Source organism: Hansschlegelia beijingensis, assembly GCF_045505405.1.
Classification (GTDB): Bacteria; Pseudomonadota; Alphaproteobacteria; order Rhizobiales; family Methylopilaceae; genus Methylopila; species Methylopila beijingensis_A.
The window spans coordinates 1-3852 of the sequence record NZ_JBJKEX010000296.1 but is presented as its reverse complement, the minus strand read 5'-3'; the positions used below and the strand labels follow the sequence as shown (position 1 = coordinate 3852).

The 3852-nt window shown below is 69.9% G+C and carries 3 protein-coding genes and 1 pseudogene; 2 read left to right on the top strand and 2 right to left on the bottom strand.

Annotated features, from left to right (window positions below):
- Positions 1–507: pseudogene (locus ACIKT0_RS14625) on the top strand (hypothetical protein); the annotation flags it as partial.
- Here ACIKT0_RS14625 and ACIKT0_RS14620 read toward each other — a convergent pair.
- Positions 497–2650: a S9 family peptidase gene (locus tag ACIKT0_RS14620; protein ID WP_407106047.1), complete on the bottom strand. Its 2154-nt coding sequence runs from the start codon at positions 2648–2650 to the stop codon at positions 497–499. The pseudogene ACIKT0_RS14625 and the gene ACIKT0_RS14620 sit on opposite strands and share 11 nt — an antisense overlap.
- A 396-nt stretch (positions 2651–3046) precedes the next feature.
- On the opposite strand from ACIKT0_RS14620, the gene ACIKT0_RS14615 reads away from it, so the two are divergent.
- Positions 3047–3463: a Ros/MucR family transcriptional regulator gene (locus ACIKT0_RS14615; RefSeq protein ID WP_183393735.1), complete on the top strand. Its 417-nt coding sequence runs from the start codon at positions 3047–3049 to the stop codon at positions 3461–3463.
- A gap of 86 nt (positions 3464–3549) precedes the next feature.
- On the opposite strand, the gene ACIKT0_RS14610 is transcribed toward ACIKT0_RS14615, so the two are convergent.
- Positions 3550–3762, bottom strand: coding sequence for a hypothetical protein (locus tag ACIKT0_RS14610; RefSeq protein WP_407106046.1), 213 nt, complete (start codon positions 3760–3762; stop codon positions 3550–3552).
- Positions 3763–3852 lie beyond the last annotated feature (90 nt).

Genomic DNA, 3852 nt, shown 5'->3' with positions numbered 1-3852 from the left:
CGCGAGGCCCGGGCGCGTGGCGAACGCGACGAGCCGACGCTCGACGAGCCCGCGCCGTCGCCGGCTCCAACCGCGCAGCAAGCCGAAACCGAGACGAAAGCCGAGGCGGTCGTCGCGGCCGAGCCGGCGGTCGAGCCGGAGGCGCCGACCGCTGGTCCGCGGCTCGTCCGGGAGGGCGAGCTCAAGGGGGTGACCTACCGCTTCTTCGACGACGGTTCGGTCGAGGCGGAATCGCCGCATGGCCGCCGCCGCTTCGCTTCGGTGGACGATCTGCGCAGGACGGTGCTGGCCGCGCGGGGCGGCGTGTTCGATCCCGCGGACGAACCCGAAGAGGAAGACGAACCGGCGCCGCCGGCGGCCTCGGCGGAGCACGACCGGCCGCGCTTCGGCGGAGAGCCTCAGGAGGCGCCGCCGGTCACCGTCAGCCCCGCCGATCGCGTGTCTGAGGACCCCCTGGACGCCGCGCTCGCGGAGCTCGAGCAGGGCGCGCCGCCGGTCAGGCGCTAGCGGCGGCCGGCTCCGCTTCGGCCTTCCCGACAGCCCAGAGCGCGAAGGCGTAGGAAAGCGCGACCTCCTCCAGCCGGTCGAACCGCCCCGCCGCGCCGCCATGGCCGGCGTCCATGTTGGTCTTGAGCAGGATCGGCCGGTCGGAGGTGGTGGCGTCGCGCAGCCGCGCCGCCCATTTGGCCGGCTCCCAGTACGTGACGCGGGGATCGGTGAGGCCGGCGAGCGCCAGGATCGCCGGATAGGGACGCGGCGCGACATTGTCGACCGGGCTGTAGCTCCGGATGCGCCGGAACGCCTCCGGATCCTCGATCGGATTGCCCCATTCGGGCCATTCGGGCGGCGTCAGCGGCAGCGTGTCGTCGAGCATCGTGGTCAGCACGTCCACGAACGGCACGTCGGCGATGATCCCCGCGAACAGGTCCGGCCGCAGATTGGCGATCGCGCCCATCAGCATGCCGCCTGCCGAACCGCCATGAGCCACGATCCGGCCGGAGGAGGTGAAACCCGCCTCCGCGAGATGCTCCGCGACGGCGATGAAGTCCGAAAAGGTGTTCGGCTTGTTCTCGAGCTTGCCGTCGAGATACCAGCCCCAGCCTTTCTCGGTCCCGCCGCGGACATGCGCGATCGCATAGACGAAGCCGCGATCGACCAGCGAGAGCCGGCCGCCGGAGAACCCCGCCGGGATCGAGATGCCATAGGCGCCGTAGCCGTAGAGCAGGCACGGCGCGGAGCCGTCGAGCGCGAGGCCGGCCCGGTGTAGCACGGTGATCGGCACCTCAGCGCCGTCGGGCGCGGTTGCGGTCAGCCGGCGCGTCACATAGGCGGCGGGGTCATGGCCGGACGGGATCTCCTGGCGCTTGCGCAGCCGGCGCTCCCCCGTCGCCATGTCGTAGTCCCAGACTTCCGCTGGCGTCGCCGGCGAGGAGTAGGTGAAGCGCGTGAGGTCGGCGTCGAACTCCCGGCCGGCGTCGAAGCCGAGCGCGTAGGCCTCTTCGGGGAAGGCGATCTCGTGCTCGCCGCCGTCCGCGAGCGTGCGGACGACCAGCCGGGGCACTGCGTCGACCCGTTCGAGCCGCACGAGGTGGCGCGCCGTGACGGCGTGGTCGAGGACGTAGGTCCCGGGCCGGTGGGGCAGGATCTCGCGAGCGCCGCCCGCCGGCTCGTCGGCCGCGACTGCGACCAGCTTGAAGTCGACGGCGCCGTCCGCGTTGGTGCGGATCACGAGGGTCGAGCGGCCGTCGAGATCAGGGTGATGGTCGAGCTCGTAGCGGACGCCCGTGCGGCGCGGCCAGACCAGCCGCGGCGGGCTTTCGGGCGCGCCGCGCGGGATGAGATGCGCCTCGCTGGTGTCGTGGTCCGAGACGGTGATCACGCAGAACGCGCCGGAGCGCGTCTCCTCGACGCCGACGAACCAGCCGGGATCCTGTTCCTTGAAGACCAGTTCGTCCTGCTCGACCGGGGTCCCCAGGCGATGGCGATAGACCTCGAGAGCGCGGTGCCGCTCGTCGAGCCGGACGTACCAGAAGCTTCGCCCGTCGGCCGCCCAGACGGTCGCGCCGGTGGCGCTCGGAATTTCGTCAGGCAGCTCCGCGCCGGTCCCGAGGTCCCGCACCCGGATGGTGTCGAACTCCGAGCCCTTGTCGTCGGCGCTCCAGGCGAGCAGCGCGTGGTCCGGCGACGGTCGCCAGTGGCCGAGCTGGAAAAAGGCGTGGCCCTTCGCCAAAGCGTCGCCGTCGAGCAAGGTGCGCTCTGCCTCCGCATCCGCGCCGCGGGGCCGGCGGACGATCAGCGGATGCTGGCCGCCCTCGCGATAGCGGACGGCGTATTCGTATGGGCCGTCCGGCGAGGGCGTCGTCGAATCATCCTCCTTGATGCGGCCGCGCATCTCGCCGACGAGCTTCGTCTTGAGCGGTTCAAGCGGCTCCAGCAGCGCCGCCGCATAGGCGTTCTCGGCTTCCAGGTAGGCGCGGATGTCCGCCGGCAGGACCTCCGGCCGACGGATCGCCTCGGCCCAGTTATCCGCCTTGAGCCAGGCGTAGGGGTCCTCCAGCCGGACGCCGTGGATCTCGCGCGCGAACGGCCGCCGCTCCGCCCGGGGCGGCGTGGCGTCGCGGGGTTCGGGTGTCTGAGCCGGAAGGGTCATGCCCGCCTTTCTTTCGCCGTTTACCGGAGCGACTTGGCGTCGCAGAACGCCGGGACCGTAGTTTTGGCGGGACGCTTCCGCAAGAACAGGAACGCTCCGACGGGCGACGGGGAGCTGTGCGGCATTTCGCCGGAGCCGAAATTGGTTGGTCGGCTTCTAGGAAGCGCCGGTAATCGCTACAGTCATTGCGATGGGGCGCAAACAAAAGCAGTTGAGAGCGTCGCCGAGAACTTGCGCCGACATGGGTGATTGTCTATTTCACAATGACTCCCACCGGCCGGATCCATAAAGCTCGCGGCCGCCGCCAGTCCACAAGGGCGCGCTGATATTACCTCACAGGCTCGGCCGGTCGCCTGGGCCGACAGTTTTCAACAAAACTCACGGAACGGGATCTCCATGAGCGAAACCGCCACGACGTCGAACTATATCGAGCTCGCGGCAGACATCGTGTCTGCCTATGTCAGCAACAATTCGGTCGCATCGGCTGACTTGCCTGGGCTGATTAACGAGGTCCACGCAGCGCTCACCCGCATGTCGACCGGCGCGGCCGAGCCCGCCGCCGAGGCGCTCAAGCCCGCGATCCCGGTCAAGAAGTCCGTGACCTCGGACTACATCGTCTGCCTCGAGGACGGTAAGAAGTTCAAGTCGCTCAAGCGCCACCTGCGGACGCAGTACAACATGTCGCCCGAGGAATACCGGGAGAAGTGGGGCCTGCCGTCCGACTACCCGATGGTGGCGCCGAACTATGCGGCCGCCCGCTCGGAGCTGGCCAAGAAGATGGGTCTCGGCCAGCAGCGCGTCCGCGGGCGCTGAAGCCGGGCCACCCGCCTCTCTAAAAGCCGCCCCTCCCGGGCGGCTTTTTTTATGCCTGAGGCGCGGGTTTGGGCTGAAGGGCTCGGTCATGTCCCGGCGGCGGGTCGTCTTCCGTCCTGTTCCGCCTGCAGGGCCTGCAGCAGGGCGATGTGGCGGTTGAGATCGTAGGTCCAGTGTCCGGCGCGGCCGCGCCGGCGCTCGGCCCGCAGCGCTTGCGCGAGCCGGGTCACGATCCGGCGACGAAGCGCCGGTCCGTCCTCCGCGAGTTCGCGCGGGTCGAGCCCGATAAGACGCGGCAAGGCGAGGCCCCGATCATAGGGCACATGAACTTGCCGTTGTACTCGCCGACCGCGCCTTCGGCCGGCCGGAAGCCCGGATAAGGCGTAAAC

Excerpts from the sequence above, each read along its gene's own strand:
- ACIKT0_RS14620 (WP_407106047.1), bottom strand. The coding sequence starts at position 2,650 with ATGACCCTTCCGGCTCAGACACCCGAACCCCGCGACGCCACGCCGCCC.
- ACIKT0_RS14615 (WP_183393735.1), top strand. The coding sequence starts at position 3,047 with ATGAGCGAAACCGCCACGACGTCGAACTATATCGAGCTCGCGGCAGAC.